The organism is Halomarina pelagica (genome assembly GCF_024228315.1).
GTDB classification, from domain to species: Archaea; Halobacteriota; Halobacteria; order Halobacteriales; family Haloarculaceae; genus Halomarina; species Halomarina pelagica.
In genome coordinates this window covers 296,735-314,772 of sequence record NZ_CP100454.1, presented here as the reverse complement: position 1 = coordinate 314,772, position 18,038 = coordinate 296,735, and the positions used below count along the sequence as shown (strand labels likewise).

The 18,038-nt window shown below is 55.9% G+C and carries 29 protein-coding genes and 1 pseudogene; 16 read left to right on the top strand and 14 right to left on the bottom strand.

Going from position 1 to position 18,038, the window contains the following annotated elements; translation table 11 throughout:
- Positions 1 to 10 precede the first annotated feature (10 nt).
- Entirely contained in the window at positions 11 to 709 is a 699-nt protein-coding gene (locus tag NKI68_RS01660) for an SDR family NAD(P)-dependent oxidoreductase (protein WP_254544944.1), read from the top strand.
- A gap of 211 nt (positions 710 to 920) precedes the next feature.
- On the top strand, positions 921 to 1,394 hold the full coding sequence (locus tag NKI68_RS01655) for a metal-dependent transcriptional regulator (protein WP_254544943.1): 474 nt from the start codon (positions 921 to 923) through the stop codon (positions 1,392 to 1,394).
- Between the two features lie 27 nt (positions 1,395 to 1,421).
- Here the strand turns inward: NKI68_RS01655 and NKI68_RS01650 are convergent, their stop codons facing one another.
- The 4 genes from NKI68_RS01650 to NKI68_RS01635 form a co-directional block, all read right to left on the bottom strand.
- A complete protein-coding gene (locus tag NKI68_RS01650) occupies positions 1,422 to 2,012 on the bottom strand; it encodes a DUF7998 family protein (protein WP_254546467.1) in 591 nt (196 codons plus the stop codon).
- A gap of 82 nt (positions 2,013 to 2,094) precedes the next feature.
- On the bottom strand, positions 2,095 to 2,397 hold the full coding sequence (locus NKI68_RS01645; protein ID WP_254544942.1) for an antibiotic biosynthesis monooxygenase family protein: 303 nt from the start codon (positions 2,395 to 2,397) through the stop codon (positions 2,095 to 2,097).
- Between the two features lie 54 nt (positions 2,398 to 2,451).
- Entirely contained in the window at positions 2,452 to 2,697 is a 246-nt protein-coding gene (locus NKI68_RS01640; RefSeq protein ID WP_254544941.1) for a ferredoxin, read from the bottom strand.
- Positions 2,698 to 3,022: 325 nt separating this feature from the next.
- Complete coding sequence (locus NKI68_RS01635; protein ID WP_254544940.1) at positions 3,023 to 4,048, bottom strand: halocyanin domain-containing protein; 1,026 nt, start codon at positions 4,046 to 4,048, stop codon at positions 3,023 to 3,025.
- A 246-nt stretch (positions 4,049 to 4,294) separates the two neighbouring features.
- Between NKI68_RS01635 and NKI68_RS01630 the strand changes: the two genes are divergently transcribed.
- Positions 4,295 to 4,624, top strand: coding sequence for a DUF7130 family rubredoxin-like protein (locus tag NKI68_RS01630; RefSeq protein WP_254544939.1), 330 nt, complete (start codon positions 4,295 to 4,297; stop codon positions 4,622 to 4,624).
- Between the two features lie 94 nt (positions 4,625 to 4,718).
- Here NKI68_RS01630 and NKI68_RS01625 read toward each other — a convergent pair whose 3' ends face one another.
- Positions 4,719 to 5,192: a DUF7321 family protein gene (locus NKI68_RS01625; protein ID WP_368410906.1), complete on the bottom strand. Its 474-nt coding sequence runs from the start codon at positions 5,190 to 5,192 to the stop codon at positions 4,719 to 4,721.
- 170 nt (positions 5,193 to 5,362) lie between these two features.
- On the opposite strand from NKI68_RS01625, the gene NKI68_RS01620 reads away from it, so the two are divergent.
- A complete protein-coding gene (locus NKI68_RS01620) occupies positions 5,363 to 5,620 on the top strand; it encodes a hypothetical protein (RefSeq protein WP_256562668.1) in 258 nt (85 codons plus the stop codon).
- Positions 5,621 to 5,645: 25 nt separating this feature from the next.
- A complete protein-coding gene (locus NKI68_RS01615; RefSeq protein ID WP_254544938.1) occupies positions 5,646 to 6,608 on the top strand; it encodes a transcription initiation factor IIB in 963 nt (320 codons plus the stop codon).
- Between the two features lie 194 nt (positions 6,609 to 6,802).
- Here the strand turns inward: NKI68_RS01615 and NKI68_RS01610 are convergent, their stop codons facing one another.
- From NKI68_RS01610 to NKI68_RS01600, 3 genes are all read right to left on the bottom strand, one after another.
- On the bottom strand, positions 6,803 to 7,681 hold the full coding sequence (locus tag NKI68_RS01610; protein ID WP_254544937.1) for a universal stress protein: 879 nt from the start codon (positions 7,679 to 7,681) through the stop codon (positions 6,803 to 6,805).
- Between the two features lie 36 nt (positions 7,682 to 7,717).
- Positions 7,718 to 7,993 carry a glutamyl-tRNA reductase gene (locus NKI68_RS01605; protein ID WP_254544936.1) on the bottom strand — a complete coding sequence of 92 codons (276 nt, stop codon included), beginning with the start codon at positions 7,991 to 7,993 and terminating at the stop codon, positions 7,718 to 7,720.
- Positions 7,994 to 8,308: 315 nt separating this feature from the next.
- The gene (locus NKI68_RS01600; protein WP_254544935.1) at positions 8,309 to 8,740 is read right to left on the bottom strand and encodes a pyridoxamine 5'-phosphate oxidase family protein; all 432 of its coding nucleotides are present in this window, start codon (positions 8,738 to 8,740) and stop codon (positions 8,309 to 8,311) included.
- Positions 8,741 to 8,886: 146 nt separating this feature from the next.
- Here NKI68_RS01600 and NKI68_RS01595 point away from each other — a divergent pair, with 146 nt between their 5' ends.
- Complete coding sequence (locus NKI68_RS01595; protein ID WP_254544934.1) at positions 8,887 to 9,321, top strand: universal stress protein; 435 nt, start codon at positions 8,887 to 8,889, stop codon at positions 9,319 to 9,321.
- A gap of 80 nt (positions 9,322 to 9,401) precedes the next feature.
- Here the strand turns inward: NKI68_RS01595 and NKI68_RS01590 are convergent.
- Both NKI68_RS01590 and NKI68_RS01585 read right to left on the bottom strand, forming a co-directional pair.
- Positions 9,402 to 9,705, bottom strand: a pseudogene (locus tag NKI68_RS01590) (CGCGG family putative rSAM-modified RiPP protein).
- Between the two features lie 56 nt (positions 9,706 to 9,761).
- Positions 9,762 to 10,175 carry an SRPBCC family protein gene (locus NKI68_RS01585; RefSeq protein ID WP_254544933.1) on the bottom strand — a complete coding sequence of 138 codons (414 nt, stop codon included), beginning with the start codon at positions 10,173 to 10,175 and terminating at the stop codon, positions 9,762 to 9,764.
- A gap of 281 nt (positions 10,176 to 10,456) precedes the next feature.
- Here NKI68_RS01585 and NKI68_RS01580 point away from each other — a divergent pair, with 281 nt between their 5' ends.
- From NKI68_RS01580 to NKI68_RS01550, 7 genes are all read left to right on the top strand, one after another.
- Positions 10,457 to 10,744 (top strand): hypothetical protein, encoded by a 288-nt coding sequence (locus tag NKI68_RS01580; RefSeq protein ID WP_254544932.1) that lies wholly within the window; start codon positions 10,457 to 10,459, stop codon positions 10,742 to 10,744.
- A 394-nt stretch (positions 10,745 to 11,138) separates the two neighbouring features.
- On the top strand, positions 11,139 to 12,128 hold the full coding sequence (locus NKI68_RS01575; RefSeq protein ID WP_254544931.1) for a hypothetical protein: 990 nt from the start codon (positions 11,139 to 11,141) through the stop codon (positions 12,126 to 12,128).
- Positions 12,121 to 12,405 carry a sulfurtransferase TusA family protein gene (locus NKI68_RS01570; RefSeq protein ID WP_254544930.1) on the top strand — a complete coding sequence of 95 codons (285 nt, stop codon included), beginning with the start codon at positions 12,121 to 12,123 and terminating at the stop codon, positions 12,403 to 12,405. The genes NKI68_RS01575 and NKI68_RS01570 overlap by 8 nt, the downstream gene beginning before the upstream one ends.
- On the top strand, positions 12,398 to 13,099 hold the full coding sequence (locus NKI68_RS01565; protein ID WP_254544929.1) for a hypothetical protein: 702 nt from the start codon (positions 12,398 to 12,400) through the stop codon (positions 13,097 to 13,099). The genes NKI68_RS01570 and NKI68_RS01565 overlap by 8 nt, the downstream gene beginning before the upstream one ends.
- A complete protein-coding gene (locus NKI68_RS01560) occupies positions 13,096 to 13,416 on the top strand; it encodes a DUF2249 domain-containing protein (RefSeq protein WP_438267796.1) in 321 nt (106 codons plus the stop codon). The genes NKI68_RS01565 and NKI68_RS01560 overlap by 4 nt, the downstream gene beginning before the upstream one ends.
- Before the next feature lie 94 nt (positions 13,417 to 13,510).
- Positions 13,511 to 14,080, top strand: a complete 570-nt coding sequence (locus tag NKI68_RS01555) for a methyltransferase family protein (RefSeq protein ID WP_254544928.1) — start codon at positions 13,511 to 13,513, stop codon at positions 14,078 to 14,080.
- Between the two features lie 191 nt (positions 14,081 to 14,271).
- The gene (locus tag NKI68_RS01550; protein WP_254544927.1) at positions 14,272 to 14,799 is read left to right on the top strand and encodes a DUF488 domain-containing protein; all 528 of its coding nucleotides are present in this window, start codon (positions 14,272 to 14,274) and stop codon (positions 14,797 to 14,799) included.
- Positions 14,800 to 14,887: 88 nt separating this feature from the next.
- Here NKI68_RS01550 and NKI68_RS01545 read toward each other — a convergent pair whose 3' ends face one another.
- Positions 14,888 to 15,121, bottom strand: a complete 234-nt coding sequence (locus tag NKI68_RS01545; protein ID WP_254544926.1) for a DUF2249 domain-containing protein — start codon at positions 15,119 to 15,121, stop codon at positions 14,888 to 14,890.
- 53 nt (positions 15,122 to 15,174) lie between these two features.
- Complete coding sequence (locus NKI68_RS01540) at positions 15,175 to 15,411, bottom strand: DUF2249 domain-containing protein (protein ID WP_254544925.1); 237 nt, start codon at positions 15,409 to 15,411, stop codon at positions 15,175 to 15,177.
- A gap of 140 nt (positions 15,412 to 15,551) precedes the next feature.
- Between NKI68_RS01540 and NKI68_RS01535 the strand changes: the two genes are divergently transcribed.
- From NKI68_RS01535 to NKI68_RS01525, 3 genes are all read left to right on the top strand, one after another.
- Positions 15,552 to 16,208 carry a helix-turn-helix domain-containing protein gene (locus NKI68_RS01535; protein WP_254544924.1) on the top strand — a complete coding sequence of 219 codons (657 nt, stop codon included), beginning with the start codon at positions 15,552 to 15,554 and terminating at the stop codon, positions 16,206 to 16,208.
- Between the two features lie 152 nt (positions 16,209 to 16,360).
- Complete coding sequence (locus NKI68_RS01530; RefSeq protein ID WP_254546463.1) at positions 16,361 to 16,735, top strand: helix-turn-helix domain-containing protein; 375 nt, start codon at positions 16,361 to 16,363, stop codon at positions 16,733 to 16,735.
- Positions 16,732 to 17,010 (top strand): DUF7521 family protein, encoded by a 279-nt coding sequence (locus NKI68_RS01525; protein ID WP_254544923.1) that lies wholly within the window; start codon positions 16,732 to 16,734, stop codon positions 17,008 to 17,010. Before NKI68_RS01530 ends, NKI68_RS01525 begins: the two co-directional genes overlap by 4 nt.
- A gap of 135 nt (positions 17,011 to 17,145) precedes the next feature.
- On the opposite strand, the gene NKI68_RS23905 is transcribed toward NKI68_RS01525, so the two are convergent.
- Positions 17,146 to 17,334 carry a DUF7333 family protein gene (locus tag NKI68_RS23905; RefSeq protein ID WP_438267795.1) on the bottom strand — a complete coding sequence of 63 codons (189 nt, stop codon included), beginning with the start codon at positions 17,332 to 17,334 and terminating at the stop codon, positions 17,146 to 17,148.
- Positions 17,335 to 17,466: 132 nt separating this feature from the next.
- Entirely contained in the window at positions 17,467 to 17,958 is a 492-nt protein-coding gene (locus NKI68_RS01520; RefSeq protein WP_254544922.1) for a halocyanin domain-containing protein, read from the bottom strand.
- Positions 17,959 to 18,038 lie beyond the last annotated feature (80 nt).

Genomic DNA, 18,038 nt, shown 5'->3' with positions numbered 1-18,038 from the left:
CCTTCTGGATATGCCACGTACCGCAGTTATCGCTGGTGTCGGTCCAGGGCTTGGGGCGGCGATTGCACAGAAGTTCGCCCACGAAGGTTGTCGGGTCGCTCTTTTGGCCCGTACGGAATCCTACATCCAGAACCTCGCGGCTGACCTCGACGACACCGAGGGGACGGGACTGGCCGTCCAGACGGATCTCACTGATGCTGAAGACGTAACCCACGCGTTCGAGTCGGTTCGAGAGATGTTTGGCCCGGTCGACGTGCTCGTCAACCACGCAAGCGGCGGTGCCTGGAACGGAATAATCGACCTTTCAGTAGAGGAGTTCGATAATGCTATGACGGTCGGCCCGCGCGGAGGATTCCTTTGCGCCAAGGAATCCGTCCCAGATATGCTCGGTAACGAGGGCGGGACGATCATCTTCACCGGGGCGACCTCTGCCATGCGGGGCCGTGAGGGTGCACTCGGCTTTTCGGCGGCAAAGTTCGCCGTCCGCGGTATGGCCGAGTCGATGGCGCGTGAACTCGGTCCACAGGGAGTTCACGTCGCCCACGTCGTCATCGATGGCCAGATCCGCACTCCTGACGTTGAGGATACCAATTCGGCGGCATATCTCGATCCCGTTGCGATCGCTGAGAACTACTGGCACCTCGTCGAGCAAGACTCGAGCGCCTGGACGCTCGAACTCGACCTTCGACCACACGTCGAAGCGTTCTGAGTGAAGAGGGCCATCGCACTACGCAATGTACCCTATTTCGGGATTGACTCGACCTCCTGACAAAATTAATTTCTCAACGGCCTACGGCCCAGAGACTTCATCGGTCGACTCCGTATGGAGGATGTCCGTTGATGAATAGCATAGTATTCCAGGCGAACACATTCGGAGCGAAGCTTTCTACGTACAGGTGAGTACCAATTCGCGTTCAGCAATGTCCTCACTTACAGATGGTGTAGATTCACACCAGTCCATCAGGACGGTCGAGGTAGACCTAAGTCCCTCGGCGGGTCGGTATTTGACTGGCATCTACTGGTTGTTTCGAACGGATGGTGGCCCTGTGCGAACCGGCGACCTGGGAGCGTACCTCGACGTGAACCCGGCGAGCGTGACGGAAATGTTCTCGAAACTTGCCGACCATTCGCTCATCGAGTACGAGAAACATTGCGGTGCCACGCTCACGGAAGTCGGCGAACTGGTTGCAACCAGCTTCGCTCGGCGACAGTGCATCGTGACCCAATTTTTCTGCTCGGTCCTAGGGGCCGAACTCGATCGAGAAACCGCGTACGACATCGGCCAGCAGCTCCCCGAAAACGGTATTCGTCGCCTATACGAGCACATTGACGATCCGTGTGTGCATCAGTGTGAGGTACGAGCTCATCCAGCGGAGATATGCCTCGCCACGTGAAATCACGGAAGCAATGAGCCGGTTTCCTTAGAACGGGGCTTGTGGACCTCGGCTCGGCCCCTCTTCCCGCATCGCCCGTTCCATCGGGTTCGAGCCGATTTCATCACCCTTCTCGAGAACGACCGTTACGGAGCCGGTCTCGAGATATTTCTCCTCGAGTTCTTCGAGTTGGGCGTTGATCGCCGCGCTCTTGTGATGCATAGGATGGACGCGCACCCGAACGAGGTCGTAGTTGTGTCGCTCACTCAGTCCATTCCATGCGCGAAACGAACCCATAGTGAGCGTGTGGCTTTGCGGACAGAACGGCGTCGTCGGCGTAAACTCCGCTCGGAGTACCGCCGGCTCATCGGTTTGTTCGGCATATCGATACCCTGCGCCCGGATGCCGATGGTCGAGGTTGAGCTGGGCGAGATTATATCCGAACGTCATGTCGTAGACGCCGCGCTCTTCGAACAACTCTTTCGTCAGTTCGTGGAACGAGATGTGGCACTCGTCAGTGAGAACGTCGTGGTCTTCGATGAACGGTCCCAACTCGGGGATATGCTCAGGAACGAACTCGTCGTACTCGTCGAAGATGTCGTCGCCGGAACCGGAGAACGGTGACGGGAAGCCTGACATAAAGATCTGTTCGATGTCGTGGAGCGTAGGTTTCATCCCGAACCTGTTCGCCTTCCGTCGGCGTCGACATACGCGCTTTCAGCTACTCTGGGCCCCGTTCAACCACGACTTCGTGAATTTCGAGTTCGTTTGGGGCAGTGAACACCTCTCCCGGTGATCGATCGGTATGAGCTCGGTCGTACGCTTTGCCATCCTTCCACGCTTCGTAATCCTCCACTGATTCCCAGAAGGTCATCGTGATATACGTCTCTGCGTCGACGGGGGCGAGCAGCTTGAGTCCGAGAAATCCCGGCAGTTCTTCGATCCCGAAGCTGTCTTTGAGTCGCTGGACGAACGTCTCAGCGTGCGATTCGGCGATCTGGACTCGGTTTTCGACGACAATCATTTTGTGTTTTGTCAGTTTGTCTGCTTGAGGGTGGCCGTCACTGCGATTTCGCTTTTAAGGGACGGTTTGATTCCCTTCATCGTCATAAACGGTAATCGCATCCACGGGACAAACGCGTCCCGCCATCTCCGCTTCGAACTCCTCTCCTTCGGGGACTTCCAAGACGAAGATGTTTGTGTCAATTTCCTCACTTCCCACGAGATCGGCCTTCCCTTCCTCAAGGTCCTTCTGGAATTTCTCCCATTCGGCGACGCAGTTGTATATCCCGATACACGTATCTCGATTGAATTCGACGCGCATGATCTACTCTCTCAACTTACGCGGTTTTGTAAGTGGTCAAGGTACTTGGCGCTATATCTGATCTTGATCTCGACTGACTGAGGTATTCTACCGTCGGCATCACTAGCCGATAGCCGTCGAGAACGGGTGATGGTTCCTCCGAACATCTTCGCCGCTGCCTCCGATCCTAACGATGGCGGTGTCCTGGAATCCACACCCTGATATCCTGCGTCACTCATCCTGCAGTTTATGACCTCTCTATCCGAATATGTTCGGAAGAATTGAGACAAACCAGAAGTCTGAGTATCATACAGACCGGAGAGTCTGACCAAGAGGACGTAATGTCCTAGCGATTAGATTTCTGCGTCGACCTGCGTGATTTACTGCGCGTTCCGAACACGAACATCGCCATCAGCACACCGACGAGTCCGAGACCGCCACCGATGGCGAGGATCTCACCGGTATCAGAACTCGTGTTTGCTGCTCCATCTGCTTGTGATCCGCCTACGACGACGGCACCTTTCATCCCCATCGTCTTGTGCGGAACGCAAGCGTATTTTACGATTCCCGTCTCCTCGAACGTTTGTTCGAATGTGAATCCTGCATCGCCAGTCATTTCACTCTCGAAGCTCCCGTCTTCCGCTGCGACGTTGTGGGCGCCGCCGTTTCCGGACCACTCCCAGACGATGGTCGTTCCAGGATCGATCCGGACTGCGGGCGGATCGAAGGCGAAACTCCCGTTGTTCCCCTCTGCACCGACGGTGATTGTCACTTCCTGCTGTCCGGTCTTATCCACCGTTTTCTCGTAGTTACTCACGTTGTTGAACCACTCACCGTAGTCTGGTTCAGCTACCTCACCTGCTGGTGTGTTCCCACCTCCACCAGCACCGGCAGGATTTCCGACCACGATCGCACCCTTCATCCCCATCGTTTTGTGCGGCTGACAGGCGTACTTGATGATGCCATTAGATTCGACCGTGTACTCGAACGTGTGCCCGGCCTCACCGACCATCTCACTCTCGAAGGCGCCGGCCTCGTCAACGACGTTGTGGACGCCACCCTTTCCAGTCCACTCCCAGACGATCGTCGTCCCAGGATCAACGCGGACGGCGGCAGGATTAAACGCGAAGCTCCCGCCGTTGCCCTCAGCACCAACCGTGATGGTAACCCGTTTCTGGCCGGTTTTGTCGATCGTACCGTCGTAGTTGTCCACGTTCTCGAACCAGCCACCGTAATCAGGTTCGGTGCCTGTCTGCGCCGCGACAGGCGCTGCAGCATTGAGAACAACCGCGGTCGTCGCTGCTCCTGCGGCGCCGCGAAGTACTGCCCGCCGTGAAACACCCTGACTCATTGCTGGTTGTCGCGTAGTCATGGTTACAGGTAATCCTACGAATACAGCAGATATAGCAGGCTGAGCTGTTTCCTATAAGACGGGAATCAGTACGAACATATTCGTGTTGAGAACTATGAGTGATGAACTAACTCCAACCTATCCTCTCCGATTCCGCTGTTGGAGGCTCTATCAGTAGTTGATCTCTTACGAAACACTGCTGGCTTATCCGAAACCGAATTCTAGCAGGTAGAAGCCTTGAAAGGTCTCGTGTCCGAATCACACGGTATGAGTGGTCACGGTGAAACACCCGAAGATGAGGAGAGTCAGCAACAAACAGTGGCGGTCAGACTGGGAGAGACCGTCTACAATAGCGATGGAGAGGTTCTCGGGGAGGCCCGAGGTATCGCCGAGGCTGGATTCTTCGTTTCGACGCGAGAGGGAGTGGAGCGTCTGAGCATTGAACACGCCCGTTCGGGGCACGGATTCGGCGAGGCCGAGCTTATGTGGCGGTGTACCAACTGTGGCGAGATGGGTGAGATCGACGAGGGGTTCCCGGATAGCTGTCCGAACTGTGGGATCGAAAAAGAGAATATCATGTACTGGACCGAGGACTGAACGGCCTCTGCCGTTTAATGTGAGGTGTACGCTCAGCTTCCCACGAAACCGGGGTCTGAGGTCAGGTCGGCTGCTCTGAGTGATAGTTTGACGGCTACAACCGCCAAAGCAGATACCGGTTAATGTAGTACGCAAGACCGAGAATGTACGAGAGAAACCAAAACAAGAGGTATCCAACGACTCCGATGCGCAGTCGGAGCCGCCACGCACTCATATTCTCGTGCAGGTCGTCTAACGCCACTTCCGAGCTGGATTCGGCGTATAGATCGTGACGCCACTTCGCTTGAACGATCGGGACGATTCCACAGACTGCGAACAGGAGAAAGGCGTACGCCTGGAGGCCAAGAAACCCATGGACAGTGAGGATTCCTCCGAATCGAAAGAATAATCGAGGCAGCATCCAGCTGAGTAGCGGAATAGTCGTAAGGGCCAACCCGATGGAAATGTACCAGAGATGTCGGCGGAGAATCGTCCATGTCACGGGTGATGCAGTAATGATGAGCCATGACCCGTAGAGATAGAAGCCGAGACTCACCGTTAGTATCCCGACTGTAAGCGTCGCAGTCATCAGATCAGACACCACGCGTTGAAGATATCGCGGCAATCCTGTAGCTTCTCGACCGAACATCATCGGGAGAAGGGTGTTCGGGCCATCTTCCACACATCCTCTATGGTGGAAAAACCGGACCAGTATCGCGTCAGTGAGTATCCACGTAATACTATCGAAACCGGTGGGAAGTGTTCGTTCGAGAGCGTGAGGCCGATACGCTCCACCACGTTGGAAGCGTGTCCGCTTCCACTGCTCAAATCGCCTACGAAGAGACGACAAAATTGTTTGCGTGGTACGCAAAGGACATCTGCCGTGGCGCTTCACGACTACGTACGCTCACCGTACACGATGATCCATTCGCTCCCGACCCACAGATCTCACCGAAGACGGAATCACGCCACCAATACCGTTTGGAGTGCCGGTTGATGCCCTCGCCCGAGCCTTGATAATACCACTAAGAAAATGGATCGTATGAAGCGCGTGTCTCGGCAGCCAGAAAAGGCCTATGAAAGAGACGAGTCAGTGGACGAGGAAACCCGCACAGATACCTGTCCAGAGTGTAGTTCTGCTGTACTCGTCTTCCATGCTGATCAGGGGGAACTCGTTTGTGAAGATTGTGGTCTCGTGGTTGGTGAGCAGACGGTGGATCGTGGACCGGAGTGGCGGGCGTTCAATCAGGGAGAGCGCGACCGTAAGTCGCGTGTTGGGGCACCGACGACGAACACGCTACATGATCGTGGACTTACAACGACGATTGATTGGAAAAATAAGGACGCCTATGGCCACACGATCTCCTCAGAGAAGAAGAGTCAGATGCACCGCTTACGGACGTGGCAAGAGCGGATCCGCACGAAGGACGCCGGCGAGCGAAATCTTCAGTTCGCGCTCTCAGAAATGGACCGAATGGCGAGCGCGCTGGGCGTCCCACGCTCGGTTCGAGAAGTTGCGAGCGTCACCTATCGGCGTGCGCTCAGCGAGGACCTCATCCGGGGGCGCTCGATCGAAGGCGTCTCGACGGCCGCTCTCTATGCAGCGTGCCGCCTGGAAGACATTCCACGGAGTCTCGATGAAGTAGCTGAGGTATCCCGTGTCCCGTATAAAGAAATTAGCCGTACCTATCGCTATCTCGCACAGGAACTCGGACTCGAAATGAAACCCGTTGATCCGAAACAGTATCTGCCACGATTTGCTTCCGAACTCGGGGTCAGCGAAGAGGTCGAAGTAAAAGCACGAGAAATCATCGATGTCTCGGCTAAGAAGGGATTGCTCTCCGGGAAATCGCCGACTGGCTTTGCCGCGGCCGCTCTCTATGCAGCCTCGCTGTTGTGTAATGAGAAACGAACACAGAGCGAGGTAGCCACTGTTGCTCAGGTGACGGAGGTTACAATTCGAAATCGGTATCAGGAACAGATCGAGGCCCTCGGTGTTCATTGAAAACTCGGTGGCAGGTAATTTCAGAGAATTAAAACGGAGAACAGATCAATTCTCGAATCGCTTTTGAAATGCGTCGATCGACTCCGCCGAATCCTGGCCTAGAACATCCAGGATTCTAGATGCGCTGGATTCGTCGTTTGCAAACAGAAAGAGACAGGTCACTCGATACTCGGATGAGTTCTACGGCACGTACATTACTTTGGTTTCGGCGTTCGAACGGTCAACACGGGAACGGGTGACGTTCGTACGAGTTTCTCGGTAACACTTCCAAGCATGTACCGTTCGAACCCAGTTCGCCCATGGGTCCCGACGACGACGAGATCGGCATCGGTATCCTCGATATACGAGAGGATCGTACGATGAATCGATGTGCCAAGTTCGACTGAGCCAGCAACGGATTCGACGCCAGTATCCTCTGCGATTTCGGTTGCCTCCTTGATGATATCGTTCGCACGCTCTTCGAAGGACTCGACCTGCATCTGGATGTGAACATCCGCCCCGAAACTCGTGACATCGACGACGGACAGAAGTTGGAGTGTGGCTCCGTCCGCTTTCGCCACATTAGCTCCTGTTTCGAGTGCTCCCCTCGCACAGTCACTTCCATCGGTCGGTAGCAACACCGTCTGATACGGGTACGTAACCCTGACGTCGTCGCCCAAGCGAATCGTAAGCACGGGGACCTCTGCCCGCCTAACAACACGTTCGGTAGTGCTGCCGAGCAGGAATCGTTCAAGCCCCCGACGTCCGTGGGTCGGCATAACGATGAGATCGATATCGCGTGACTCGGCGTAGTCGATGATCGTGCTATAGGGCTCTCCTTGTAGAACGTCAGTTTTCGTGGAAATCCCACGCTGTTGAGCGCGGGTAGCGGCGTCACGAACGATTTCTTCACCCGCTGTTTCGAGCGCGTCGACGACGTTGCCCTGTATCTGGATGACGCTGTCCCGAGTCGTATCTGCCACGTTGAGGATGTGAACCGTCGCATCATGTGTGTCAGCGATCTCGAGTACGTGATCGAACGCGACTGTCGCTCCGTCACTACCGTCCGTCGGAATGAGTACGTTGTCGTACATGCTTTCTCCTAGTGGAATATCCGCCCTATGGAGTGATTATCGATTAGGATCAAAGAGTTCGATCGCCGTCTGCACCGAGATACCGTCGGACTCTGATGCGCATTCCAGCATCGAATCCGGCGTAGCCAAGATACCGTCGACGATTTCTGATGCCATTTGCGTAAGGATTTCTTTCTGTTCCTGCGTGAGGTCACTCCGTGCGGTAAGCCTGTTGAACGCTCGCTCTAACTCCTGCTGTTTCAGCTTTTCACTACGACGATGAATCGCTCGGCGAACCGCTTCAGGATCTTCGTCGTCAGGGTTCGAGAGCACTATGGATGGTGGGTAAGGTGAGGACGTATCCATATTTAACCTGCGGTTGAGGTGTCTCGTCTCGTGGACGTTTGGTCGGGGTCATTGGCCACGTCACGCAACATGGCCACTAGATTGTTCGTCGGATTCCAAGATTAGATCGTACTGCGATACGCTCACCATAGAGTCAGCTTCGAGATCTGCGAGGGAAAGTCAATTCCCGAATGTGTTCGGGACCCTCTCTTCGAGGATTCGATAAAGGAGAGATGAAGAAATGCAGCCTTGACAGTAAAAGTGACTGCTACGGAGTCTACCGATTCAGTGAACAGAGTGGAATTATTCAACCGTTTTCCGACCGATAACTGACTCCATCTGGAGTTCGTACAGGATGAATTCGACGGATTCGACCGTCTCGTCGAACAGCCGAAACGGTTCAAACCATTCGTTGAGCGTCGTCTCGTCGATATCTCCGTCCCACTGGCGTACTGGCCCACGAACGTGGATGCTCCACGATTCTGTCGTTGACGCCTCGTAACACACGAATGTCGCAGTGTCCGTCGTTTCGAGAAACCGTCTCTTTTCAGCATTGTCGTCGTGACCACTCACCCGGAAGAGGAACTGGTTTCCGTCGTAGTTGTAGCTCAACGGAACTGCGTACGCATCATCATTGTCGGCGAGAGCAAGGACACCGTGTTCACCGGTTCGCAGGTGCTCTTCAAGGTCCAGTTCGTCCATCCCGGTCGTGTACACATATTCAACGTGCTTCATGCAGAACGACACGTCATGAGGCACAAAGTAGCTGTTCTCTCATTCCCGGATTGAACTTTGCCTGAATCATTTAGTTGGATATGTTCGGAGGATGTGTCAGTAGTTGAACAATACGGTTATGTCGTCCAGCGATAGAACCCGCTGACATGTATTCAAATCTGCTGCTTCCGACGGACGGGAGCGAAGGCGCAGCGGAGGCGATTGAAGTCGGGTTGAAGATTGCACAGCGATTCGATTCGGTAGTACATGCCCTGTATGTGATTGATAGACGGTTCGTCGCTACCGACTATGATCCCGTGGTTGAAGAGGCTGAATCCGAGGCCGAACAGGCATTAGATTGGGTCGGAAAATTGGGGGCTGAACAGGGCATTCCCATCGAGAAGCATTTGCGAACTGGAATCCCTCACGAGGAAATTCTCGGCGCAATCGTGGCGTATGATATCGATCTCGTCGTGATGGGGACCCATGGGCGGACTGGTATTGACCGGCTGGTTCACCTCGGCAGCGTCACCGAACGCGTCGTTCGAGCGGCACCGGTTCACGTTATTACGGTCCCGCTCAGACCTCGGACTGCTGAATAGCAGGCAGCAGCTGTAATGGACAGGATGCATCGATAGATGATCCCATCGATTTCACGAGTAGTCCTCTAGTCAATTGTGAGCTACTCGACGTAGACTCGAGTTACGTGTCCACCACAACCACACTGTTCGATGTGTTCGTACTCGAGGTCGTCACCAAATTCGTCAGTGAGCGTCTGAAACGGGAACTCACCGGGATGGCCGTGATCGCGTCCATGACCACGTTCACGTGATGGCCTACCGCCGTGTGGTTCACAGCGTCGATCGCCTGTGCGATGACGGGGTGGCGGTCGTCAGCGTGCTTGAGTCTTTGAGGTTCGTTGCCGATGAGTTCTGACGGATGCGATCTGTGGCTGGTTCGGCGTCTTCGTGTGATACGCTCGCCATAGCTGTAGGTCGGCCACAATCGGCAGAAAAAAAATTCCGAACGTGTTCACCTCATCTTAGCGAGTGGTCGATTCAAGGTAGTCGAACTGTGCTTCGAGTTCGATCCGTCGCTGGCGCTTGATCACGGTTGCGTCAAGGATACTCCCGACAACGGCGAGATCGAGCGCAAAGTCGGTCGTCGCTACTATTTCAATTTTTTCCGGATCCTCGATGAGCATGTACGTCGTTCGCATAGTCTCGAAGATCCCCTCACGTTGCTCGTAGGTGAGGACTGCGTCGAGGTTGTCAACGAGGGCAAGCGTGAGTTCGATCTGGATCGGCCCAACCTGATTTGCGACATGAATCGTGTCGCCGTCAACTTCGACTTCGTCGAACCCCGCCGCACGCATGAACGGTTCGAGATCAAGAATTGCATCACGGAGTGCCGCAGGCGATGCGTTCAGTTGGCGAGTGACCGACACGGAGTTCATATGCGAGTGTTCGGTACAAGCAGAATGACCACGTCCCCGAATATGTTCGGATCCTATCGATATTTACGTAATAGCAGTTGGAAATACAGGTTCTTTGGTCAGAATATGCAGGGATACTGAACGATACGTGGGCCTACACAATGGTCATAGGGATTCCCTCCCTCCGGGAGAGTCACTATCTGTTAGAAGGAATGAACTCCTCTGCATCTAAAAACGTGGGATTTGCCCTGTTCTTTTTAAGCCTTCCTCGAATACAGTAGATTGACAGAATACCAATAGACATGGCAGACAAAAAGTTAGAGATAGCGGTCACGTTCAATCCACAGGAATGGGTCGATGGACCGTACCATCTAGATGATGGAGCAGATAAACAACTGAACCCTGCCGAAAATCGAGACCCAGTGACGTTCGTAGTGCCGTGGGAAGACGGGACTGACGAGGAGGGAACCGTTTTTCCAGACGAATCGTACGAAGCAAATCAGCTTCGGTCCCATCCGGCAGCTCCCGATTGGGTCCAAGACTGGGAAGGACCGTACTATGTCCGGACAAAGTTGATTGACGACGTGTAACCGCCATCGGTCAGAACAGACCACGTAGCTCGCAGAGCGATGTTCCTCAAAAGACCCGACACTCGCCAGACCTGAGTACCGGAGGTGTTTTGTAGCGAAACAAAAAGGAGACAGGTAGACGGCACGGTCACCAGCACCTTTCAATTCACGTAGTTTACACGTGTTGTCACCGTTGACTGGCCTGCCCCTTCTCTTGAACAACCACGAGCAGCGGCTATTGCGGTACCCAGAGTACACCGAACGGACAACGTCAGGTACATGTCCTGTACAAAGCGGTTGTTTCACGTTCAGTTCTGAATGATGGAATCGACCACCGACATCTGACAAGCGAACATGTACGCGGTTATCCCTTAGTTTAGGTGAACCAAACACCCGCATGAGGTGAGCGCCCGCGATGGCAGGATCAACCCACCAATCACTCAATACAGTTGCCGACGAGCTCTTCGATAAGTATCTCCTCCCGAAAGCCGCACTGGTGGTGATTCTCGCGGCCTCACTCATTGGAACGGTACTCTCTGCCCGCCTCGCTGGGACCGGAGCGCTTGCCCTTGCGGTGCTGAAATGCAGCTACTTCGTCTCGCTCGGCGTTCTTCTGGGCGGGCTACTCTGGAAGCACGGATTCGTCCGCCCAGCGGATCTCGGGACCGGTGCCGCGGAATACTGCGCTCAGATGTACGACCGCTTCGACCGGCTCGCCATCGCCGCGGTCGTCATCCTCATCCCGAGTACAGCCATCGTGCTCGGCTTCGTCTACAATTCATCTCGAGTGAATCCGCTGTTTCGTGGCGTCCTCGGGGTGCTTGTCATCGGGCTCGTGGTGTGTACCCTCGTCGACGTCCTTCGAGCAGATCCGATCGAGCAGCGATTTCGCACCGTTTCGGGCGTAGCAGCACTCGGATTCGCCATTGCGGTGGTAATCCTGACGGCGAGCGCAGAGGTGGCGCTCGTTGGCCGTGGACTGCTTGCTGCGAGCGTCCGCGCAGTCCACCTTCTGGCGTTCACCGTCTGGGTCGGTGGTGCCGTCTGGAACATCTTCGTCGCCGTCCCGAGCGGTCAAGCACAGCCCACCGTACCGGTCATCAGAGCAGCAGGGGAGCAACTCGAACGATTCCGCTGGGCAGTTCGCTTCATCATCCCCACCCTGGTTCTCACGGGCATCTACCAGGCCGTCGACGCACTGGGCACGCAACCGAGTACGTACTTCGGAACGCTCGTTGGACAAGCCGTCCTAACGAAGGTTGGTCTCATCGCCCTGCTCATGGTGATCTTCCTCACCTGTCCGATGTGGCGGGCCTGTTCGCCGATCGACGGCGTCTGCGATCTCGCAGATCTCGAGCGTTCATCGCCGCCAGCCGCACCTGAAGAGGGAGGAACCGATGACTGACCTCGATGCACTCGCGGAGGTACCCGACGTCGAACCAGCCATGACCGTCGACAATCGGGGCAAGGGCTGCGCGAGCGGAATCGTCGAAGTACAGCGAGCACTCGAAGACTTGCCTGACGGAGCCATTCTCGAAATCAGAAGTACAGATCGGCGAGCCAGGGTCGAGTATCCACAGCTCGCCGCCCAGACCGCACACGAACTCCTCGGCATCAAGGAAGATCGAACCGGCCTGCTCCGGAAGGAGTACACGACCTACCTCAGAATCCATCATGAGTGAACCCACAACCGAACCAGAGACTCCGACGCACGCACAGCTTCCCTCAACCGACGCCGGCACGCCGTGGCAGCGCCTAGCCAACGCCGACCCGATCGAAATTCGTGACCCGCTCGCCGAACTACTCGGCATGGTGCCACCCGGCGAACCGCTGGTCGTGACGTTCGCGGACGCCGCGAAACACGCCGGGCACGCCTGCCCCGCCGTCGCCGGAGCGTACCGTAGCACGCAGCTGGCACTCGCGGAACTCTACCCGAACGCGTACCCCGTCAGAAGCGACATCGCGGTCATCGTCGACGACGACCCTGAAGCGATGGGTGTCGGTCCGATGGCGAGCGTCATCAGTCACATCACGGGTGCAGCGCGAGAGACTGGATTCACCGGCTTCGGCGGCTACGGCGGGCGGAAGAATCTGCTCTCGTTCAGCGAATCGTCCGGCCGAGGCCGCTCGTTTGCGTTCACACGGATGGATACGGATGAGACGGTACGAGTCTCGTTCTCGCCCGGTACCGTCGGTGTTGCGCCGCCGGGTGGAGGCGACAGCACAGCCGATCTCATTCCACGACTCGTCGCTGGCGAGGCCTCTGACGAGGAGCGCCAGGAATTCTACGACGGGTGGCATGGCCGGGTACAGCGCGTGCTTGACGCCTCGCCGGGGCCAAACAGTCCGTTCACCGTCGAAATAGTCGACGAGTGACGAACATCTTCGGCGAAGCGGCCGTGGTCGCTCGCCGCGATGATGAAGACATGGCTGCCGTCGAAGATTACGTCTCGGACACGAATGCGCCCGCCGACCAACCGCGAGAAGTGCTCGACGCCCGGGAGCTCCCGCCGCCACAACCGCTTCAGAAGACGCTCGAACGACTCGTCGAGCTGGACGACGAGACGTTGTTGGTGCAACTCAACGACCGAGCGCCCCAACATTTGTATCCCCAGCTCACCGACCGCGGCTACGAGCACGATACGCTCGAAACCGAACTCGGTATCATCACCGTCATCTGGCGACCTCAATAGCTTCTACAACACGAACACATTCTTGAGGAACGAAGAACATCGCTGATGCACCGGTAGTTCCAAGCGCCTCCCGTCGAGAGAACGACCCAATCGGATGAAGTATCTCGCCTTCGGTATTGGTGGTTTCGCTGCGTGCATGATACTGCTCACACTCCTCGTTACCATCTGGCTCCCAGCACGGCAGTTCTGGCCGCCGGGCGAGAAGTCCTGGAAGTACTATCTCCACTGGAGCCTCGTCACCCTGTTTAACCTATCACTCGTTATCGTAGCGTATCTGGATTGGAATACGTGGCTCTTCCCCCGTCCAGAGAGCCTCATCGCTGGCGGTCTCCTCGCACTCGGTGGGGCGGGTATCTTCCTCTATAGTGAGCGGTACTTCGAGACGGACGAAACCATGGGGCTCGCAGGTGACCTGCATACGGACTGGCCGTATGCTCGCTCGTGCAATCCGCAGTACGTCGGGATGATCGTCGGCATGGTTGGGTTCATCTTCCTGGTTAATTCTGCCCTCGTAACGTTTCTCGGCGTACTGAACGCCGCATGGGTGTTCTTGCTTCCCTTTGCTGAGGAACCGTGGTTCACCGAGGAGTTCGGCGAAGTGTACCAGCAGTACTACGAGCAGGTGCCCCGGTTCGTCGGACTCCGGTCGTTCCGAGTCCCGTGAAACGACACCCAGTTAGTGATGGGCGAAAGCTCGGATAGTGACTCCGGCAGATGACCGACGTTCTGGAACATGAACTCTCTTCCTCACTTCTACCGATCACTGGATCTAGTATCAGGTACTCGAATAGAGGATATCTTGAGACGAACGGTCGTCCCCCAGCGCATACGTAGATCTCTGCCCTACCGACCAGTATGACCCGCGTGTACACTTTCGGCCACTCCTCACGCTCGATCGAGGAGTTCGTCTCGGCACTCCGTGCGTACGATATCACCATCGTGGTCGATATTCGTCGGTTTCCGGGCTCGCGACGGAATCCACAGTTCGGTGCCGACGCGCTGGCTGCGGCCCTCGACGAGCACGGCATCAAGTATCGCCATTTCGAAGCGCTTGGAGGGAGACGTTCGGCTCCGCCCGCGGATTCACCGAACGATGAGTGGGAGAACAATTCGTTTCAGGCCTACGCCGACTACGCGCTCACCGACGAGTTCCAGACCGCACTCGACGAATTGGTCGCCCTCGCAGAGACGGAAGTACCGGTGATCGTCTGTGCCGAGGCCGTCTACTGGCGGTGTCACCGCCGGATCGTCGCCGACTGGCTCCTCGCTCGTGGCTGCGAGGTCGTCAACATCTATGATGCTGGCCGCGCTGACGAGCACGAGCTGACTCGCTTCGCAGAGATATCCAATGGACGGGTCACCTACCCAGCTGACCGATCGTAGCGCAGTCAGAAGCTTCAGCCAGAGCAGGACACTGATGAAAGCAGGGACGAAGAAGTCGTCGTGCGATAGCACCTCTCGGGACTAACTCCTATTTCTTGGGGAGCTTCGCGACGAACTCGTTGACGTCGCGCTGTTCGACTTCATACCGCTCGGCGTCGAACTCGTCGACTTCCGCCTGCATCTCGTAGAACAGCGGCTTCGGCTCGTGATCATTGATCAACGTCAGCGCCTCGCCGCTTTCTAGTTCGGCAAACTTGTCGTGAATCATCGGATGCCGCTCAGCAGGCGGGATGTTACGGAGATCGAGGGTCTGATCAGACATGCGTACGTGTATACTATGGCGCCCTGTGAAGGTATTGTTCCGAACGTGTTCGGCTATACGTGAGTGATCGAAACGTGCCACTCGTCGTCCGCCCGTTGCGTCGTCTCGTGCGTGAATCCGCGTTGTTCGAGGACGTTGTAGAGTGGCTTTGGCTCGAAACTATTGATGAGGACGAGTGTCTCGTCATCATCAAGGCCTTCTAGCGCGGCCATGATGTCACCGAACGGTTCACCGTCGATTTCGCGCGCGTCGAGTTCGTACGTCCCGTCGTCGATGGCTTCTACACTCATCGAGTATCCATTTTGTAGCGAGGTGAATGGTCGTTCCGCCGATGATGTTCGGAAGCAAATCTAGTAGTCGTGGTTGGCTATCCGAATATGTTCGGCAATACTAATTGGGGCAACGACCGAATATGTTCACGTGAACACCAATGCCACGAGCAAACCTCACGCTCACCATCCCGAACGGAATTTGGATCGGAGATATTTCCCGTACGCATCCTGATGCACTGTTTCGGATTCTGGCGGCGTTTCCCAGTGACCATGCTGGTGTTGCTCTGACCGAGGTGACTGCCGAGGAGTTAGAGACCATACTCGCTGAATTCGCGGATAGCGAAGCGGTCATCGAACTTGACATCCTCCAACGGCACGACGACACGGCGTTGATCCAGTTCGAGACGACGATGCCGCTCTTATTGCTCTCTGCGCAAGGAGCGGGTATTCCGCTCGAAATGCCGTTCCGCCTGATCGACGGCCAGATCGAATGGGAGGTCACGGCGCCACAGCGTCGACTCTCCGAACTCGGTACGCAGCTCGAGTCGTTTGGGATTCCATTCACCGTCAATGAGATCCACCAGCAGATCGAGGCTGAGCAGCTGTTAACGGACCGCCAGTTACAGCTCCTCCGGGCGGCAGCTGAACACGGCTACTACGACACCCCGCGGCGTTGCTCGTTAACCGAACTCGCGGATGAGCTGGGCATCGCGAAATCCACGTGTAGCGAAACGTTGCACCGCGCCGAGGAGAAAATCGTCAAAGAGTTCGTCGAGAATTTGGGCGACGGTACCCCTGAGACGGAGACCACATGAAATGCTGGATCGAGGCACGGAGAGGAGCGGCGACCCCTCGATCGAGACGCAGCAAACCATGGTGGAGTACGCCATTGGAGACCAAAATGATCACCTAAGCAATGTCCGAGGAAGTGATCGACCGTCACTGGACATCACTGAAAGGCCTAGCAATGGTACGTGATCCATTCGCTGTGGATACCCCACAGTTACAGGACGTCCTCGACGCGCTGGACGACCCGGACTGCCGGACCATCATCAAACATGTTGAGGAACCCATGACCGCGAGCGAACTCGCTGAGACCTGCGAGATTCCGCTCTCAACGATGTATCGAAAGCTCGAACTTCTCAGCGAAGCCTCGCTACTGGAGGAACGAATCGAGGTCAGAACGGATGGCCGACACACAACACGATACGACCTCGGCTTCGAGGAGGTCCGAGTCGGCCTCGATGAGGATCGATCGATCGAGGTAGCAATCAAACGCCGGGAACAGACGCCGGATCGGCGGCTGTCTGAACTCTGGTCGGAGGTACGCAAGGAAATATGAGCCCACAGATTACGACCGCCGTTACGGTACTCAAGACACTCACACTGCTACTCGGAGGACTGATTACCTACCACTCATTTACGGCATACCGACGGACGGCATCGCCCGCACTGCGTGCGCTTGCGCTCGGCTTCGGGTTCGTTACGGTAGGTGCCCTTCTCGCGGGTATCGTGGATCAGCTCATCCCCGTCGATCCGAGCATTGCACTCATCGTCGAGAGCATCTTCACGACAGCAGGATTCGCGATCATCTTGTATTCATTGTACGTGGAGTGAGAAGTGGAGCTTAGGAAAGTGACGTAGGGTTTTTCGGGGACTCCAGTGGATCTAGCTCGTCTGCTCAGACGTGAGCCACTCCGGATAGGTCCAATGAATCGGCGATTGGAGGAACTGGACCGCGACCAATGACGGTTATTGTCCTTTTGCGCGATACTCCCCGTGTTTCACGCCGAGCACGAGCGACAGTATACCGAATACGAAGAGGCCGACGCTAACCATTGCCACCGTACTCGTGCTCATTGGACTCATAGCAGTTCCGCCAATGAGTACCGCAAAGAGGACGAGAAATGTTACCGCCGTTATCGTCGTGTTAAATTGCATGCGTTCTCGGATGACAGTAGTGCGATAGTACTCCTAATTCTGTTGGTATAGTACTCTACGTTTGGATTAATATTACAACCATGTCCGACAGAGCCCATGAGATCACGTATTGAAGTTTCGAAGGATACGACGCTACTCAACTACAACGACGCCTTTCATTCCCATCGCCTTGTGCGGCAGGCAGTAGTACTTGTACGTCCCGGCGCTGTCGAACGAGTGGTCGAAGGTGTGCCCCCGCTCAGCGGTCATCTCACTCTCGAAACTTCCGTCATCTGCAACCACGTTGTGGGATCCGCCCATGCCGGTCCACTCCCAGGTGACCGTTGTTCCCGAGGCGATCTTGATCGCCGGCGGCGCGAACGCGTACGCACCATTGTTCCCGTCGGCACCGACTTGGACAGTTACGGTACTCGCGTCAGTTTTGTCGATGACTTCTTGGTAGTTTGCGGTGTTTTCAAACCACCCATCAAATGACGCTTGACCACCGCTATCGGCGTTCGGGGTATTATCGGAATCGCCAGGTGTCCCACTACTGGTACAGCCAGCGAGGAGTGAGCCAGTAACGGTCAGTGCAGCCGCTGTCTTCAGGAAGTTCCGTCGATCGGTGTGCAGGCCTGGGCTCATTACATGTGGATGTATTAGTAGAGGAGATATGGGGACCTCTATGATTCTCAGAGGTCAGGAATAGCCGAATGTGTTCGTCA

Bases quoted from the DNA above. Each gene is read 5' to 3' on its own strand.
- NKI68_RS01660 (WP_254544944.1), top strand. From the start codon at position 11: ATGCCACGTACCGCAGTTATCGCTGGTGTCGGTCCAGGGCTTGGGGCG.
- NKI68_RS01655 (WP_254544943.1), top strand. From the start codon at position 921: ATGTCCTCACTTACAGATGGTGTAGATTCACACCAGTCCATCAGGACG.
- NKI68_RS01650 (WP_254546467.1), bottom strand. From the start codon at position 2,012: ATGTCAGGCTTCCCGTCACCGTTCTCCGGTTCCGGCGACGACATCTTC.
- NKI68_RS01645 (WP_254544942.1), bottom strand. From the start codon at position 2,397: ATGATTGTCGTCGAAAACCGAGTCCAGATCGCCGAATCGCACGCTGAG.
- NKI68_RS01640 (WP_254544941.1), bottom strand. From the start codon at position 2,697: ATGCGCGTCGAATTCAATCGAGATACGTGTATCGGGATATACAACTGC.
- NKI68_RS01635 (WP_254544940.1), bottom strand. From the start codon at position 4,048: ATGACTACGCGACAACCAGCAATGAGTCAGGGTGTTTCACGGCGGGCA.
- NKI68_RS01630 (WP_254544939.1), top strand. From the start codon at position 4,295: ATGAGTGGTCACGGTGAAACACCCGAAGATGAGGAGAGTCAGCAACAA.
- NKI68_RS01625 (WP_368410906.1), bottom strand. From the start codon at position 5,192: ATGACTGCGACGCTTACAGTCGGGATACTAACGGTGAGTCTCGGCTTC.
- NKI68_RS01615 (WP_254544938.1), top strand. From the start codon at position 5,646: ATGAAGCGCGTGTCTCGGCAGCCAGAAAAGGCCTATGAAAGAGACGAG.
- NKI68_RS01610 (WP_254544937.1), bottom strand. From the start codon at position 7,681: ATGTACGACAACGTACTCATTCCGACGGACGGTAGTGACGGAGCGACA.
- NKI68_RS01600 (WP_254544935.1), bottom strand. From the start codon at position 8,740: ATGAAGCACGTTGAATATGTGTACACGACCGGGATGGACGAACTGGAC.
- NKI68_RS01595 (WP_254544934.1), top strand. From the start codon at position 8,887: ATGTATTCAAATCTGCTGCTTCCGACGGACGGGAGCGAAGGCGCAGCG.
- NKI68_RS01585 (WP_254544933.1), bottom strand. From the start codon at position 10,175: ATGAACTCCGTGTCGGTCACTCGCCAACTGAACGCATCGCCTGCGGCA.
- NKI68_RS01580 (WP_254544932.1), top strand. From the start codon at position 10,457: ATGGCAGACAAAAAGTTAGAGATAGCGGTCACGTTCAATCCACAGGAA.
- NKI68_RS01575 (WP_254544931.1), top strand. From the start codon at position 11,139: ATGGCAGGATCAACCCACCAATCACTCAATACAGTTGCCGACGAGCTC.
- NKI68_RS01570 (WP_254544930.1), top strand. From the start codon at position 12,121: ATGACTGACCTCGATGCACTCGCGGAGGTACCCGACGTCGAACCAGCC.
- NKI68_RS01565 (WP_254544929.1), top strand. From the start codon at position 12,398: ATGAGTGAACCCACAACCGAACCAGAGACTCCGACGCACGCACAGCTT.
- NKI68_RS01555 (WP_254544928.1), top strand. From the start codon at position 13,511: ATGAAGTATCTCGCCTTCGGTATTGGTGGTTTCGCTGCGTGCATGATA.
- NKI68_RS01550 (WP_254544927.1), top strand. From the start codon at position 14,272: ATGACCCGCGTGTACACTTTCGGCCACTCCTCACGCTCGATCGAGGAG.
- NKI68_RS01545 (WP_254544926.1), bottom strand. From the start codon at position 15,121: ATGTCTGATCAGACCCTCGATCTCCGTAACATCCCGCCTGCTGAGCGG.
- NKI68_RS01540 (WP_254544925.1), bottom strand. From the start codon at position 15,411: ATGAGTGTAGAAGCCATCGACGACGGGACGTACGAACTCGACGCGCGC.
- NKI68_RS01535 (WP_254544924.1), top strand. From the start codon at position 15,552: ATGCCACGAGCAAACCTCACGCTCACCATCCCGAACGGAATTTGGATC.
- NKI68_RS01530 (WP_254546463.1), top strand. From the start codon at position 16,361: ATGGTACGTGATCCATTCGCTGTGGATACCCCACAGTTACAGGACGTC.
- NKI68_RS01525 (WP_254544923.1), top strand. From the start codon at position 16,732: ATGAGCCCACAGATTACGACCGCCGTTACGGTACTCAAGACACTCACA.
- NKI68_RS23905 (WP_438267795.1), bottom strand. From the start codon at position 17,334: ATGCAATTTAACACGACGATAACGGCGGTAACATTTCTCGTCCTCTTT.
- NKI68_RS01520 (WP_254544922.1), bottom strand. From the start codon at position 17,958: ATGAGCCCAGGCCTGCACACCGATCGACGGAACTTCCTGAAGACAGCG.